The sequence below is a fragment of the Phenylobacterium sp. genome (genome assembly GCF_036263695.1).
Taxonomy (GTDB): Bacteria; Pseudomonadota; Alphaproteobacteria; order Caulobacterales; family Caulobacteraceae; genus Phenylobacterium.
The window spans coordinates 1-1,872 of record NZ_DATAGM010000458.1 but is presented as its reverse complement, the minus strand read 5'-3'; the positions used below and the strand labels follow the sequence as shown (position 1 = coordinate 1,872).

Here is a 1,872-nt window from a genome sequence, read left to right as displayed (position 1 = left end):
GGATCAGGTGGCCGACGTGCAGGCTGGGCGCGGTGGCGTCGAAGCCGATGTAGGCGGTGATCGGCCCCGCCGCGCAGGCCTCGTCCAGCTCCACCGGATGGGTGATCTGGTGGATGTAGCCGCGCGCCTCCATGGTTCGCAGGAATGCGGACTTGAAGGGCTGGTCGGCCATGGGACTGCTCTCGCGCGTGGAAAGCGCGGGCTCTAGCACGAGGCCTGTGGGACTATCGAGAGGCATCTCTTGGGCTCCTGGAGTGGGGCCGGAGACGCATTCGATTGAAAGGTGATGGTCGCGCCGCCGGCCAGGGGTGGCGGCGCGTAGGATCGATCGCCCGCCTGCTCAGAGCAGGCGGTAGTAGCGGCCGGTGAGGGTGGCGCGGTCGATCATGTGCCGGCACGTACGCCCATCATCACGCAAGGTCAAGTTGCGGGCGGGGGAAGATGCGCCTAGTCAGGCGCCATGGCCGCGCTGCTCTTCGACCTCGACGGCACCATCGCCGACTCGGCCCCCGGGATACTCAGCTGCCTGCGCGCCACCCTCGAGGAATTCGGCGCGGCGCCCAGCGCGGAAGCCGACCTGACCTGGGTCATCGGCCCCCCGCTGCACGCCGTCGCCGAGCGGCTGCTCGGCGGCCCGGAACGGGTGGACGCCTGTGTGGCCGCTTACCGCCGGCGATACGCGGAGCAGGGCATATTGGCGGCCGAGCCGTTTCCGGGGGTCGTGGATGAACTGCGCCGCCTCAAGGCGGCAGGCCACGCGCTGTTTGTCTGCACTTCCAAGATCACCCCTTTCGCCGAGCAGATCGTGGGCCGGTTCGGGCTCGCCGAGCTGTTCGACGGCGTCTACGGGGCGGCGCCCCAGGCGGCGGCTGACGACAAGGTGCGGCTGGCCGGCCGGATCGTCAGCGAGCGCCGGCTCGATGCGGCCGAAACCTGCCTGATCGGCGACCGGCGCGAGGACGTTAAGGCGGGACGCGCGAACGGCCTGCGGAGCATTGGCGTGCTGTGGGGCTACGGCTCGCGCGACGAGCTCGCCGAGGCGGGCGCAGACCGGCTTTGCGCGGCGCCCGTGGAGCTCTCCGCAACCCTGTCGGCCCTGCTGGCCTGAGGTGCGCCTAGCGCGGCGCGTTGAACCCTGGCACTCAAGGCGGCATGCGTGTTCTCGGCTTCATGACCGGCACCTCGTTGGACGCCGTCGACATGGCGATCCTGGAGACCGACGGGGTGGAGATCTCCGTCTTCGGGCCGGCCGGGGAGCGAAAGCTGACGGACGGGACGCGCGATCTCCTGCTGGACGCGACCCAGGCGGCCCTGCATTGGGAGCGCGGCGCGCCCGCGCCACTGATCTTCCAGGACGCCGAGCGCGCGGTGGCCGAGGAGCACTTCGCCGCCGCCGACGCCTTCCTGTCCGAGCACGACCTCGCCTGGCACGACATCGACCTGGTCGGCATGCATGGCCAGACCGTGCTGCACGAGCGGCCGGCGGAGGGGCGTCCCGGCCGCACCGTGCAACTGGGCGACGGGACGCTGCTGGCGCAGCTCACCGGCCGGCCGGTGGCCTTCGACTTCCGCAGCGCGGATATCGCCGCGGGCGGGGAGGGCGCGCCGATCGCCCCGGTCTATCACCTGGCCCGTCTGCGCGAGTCCAAAATACAGGCGCCGGCGGTGGTGCTGAACCTCGGTGGCGTGGCCAACATCACCCATTGGCGGGGCGGCGAGGATGTCGTGGCCTTCGACACCGGTCCGGCCAATGGGATGCTCGACCTGCTGATGCAGAGCCGCGGCGCGGGGCGGTACGATCCGGATGGCAAGTACGCCAGCGTCGGCCTGGTCGACGATGCGTTGCTGCGGGCCCTGCTGGCCCATCCCTAC

2 protein-coding genes and 1 pseudogene are annotated in these 1,872 nt (G+C 70.9%); 2 read left to right on the top strand and 1 reads right to left on the bottom strand.

What is annotated here, in order from left to right:
• Positions 1-172, bottom strand: a pseudogene (locus VHK87_RS18460) (tyrosine--tRNA ligase); the annotation flags it as partial.
• 288 nt (positions 173-460) lie between these two features.
• Between VHK87_RS18460 and VHK87_RS18455 the strand changes: the two are divergent.
• Complete coding sequence (locus VHK87_RS18455) at positions 461-1,108, top strand: HAD hydrolase-like protein (protein ID WP_329636360.1); 648 nt, start codon at positions 461-463, stop codon at positions 1,106-1,108.
• A 44-nt stretch (positions 1,109-1,152) separates the two neighbouring features.
• A partial coding sequence (locus tag VHK87_RS18450) for an anhydro-N-acetylmuramic acid kinase (RefSeq protein WP_329636359.1) occupies positions 1,153-1,872 on the top strand: 720 nt, incomplete at its 3' end.

Bases quoted from the DNA above. Each gene is read 5' to 3' on its own strand.
- VHK87_RS18455 (WP_329636360.1), top strand. From the start codon at position 461: ATGGCCGCGCTGCTCTTCGACCTCGACGGCACCATCGCCGACTCGGCC.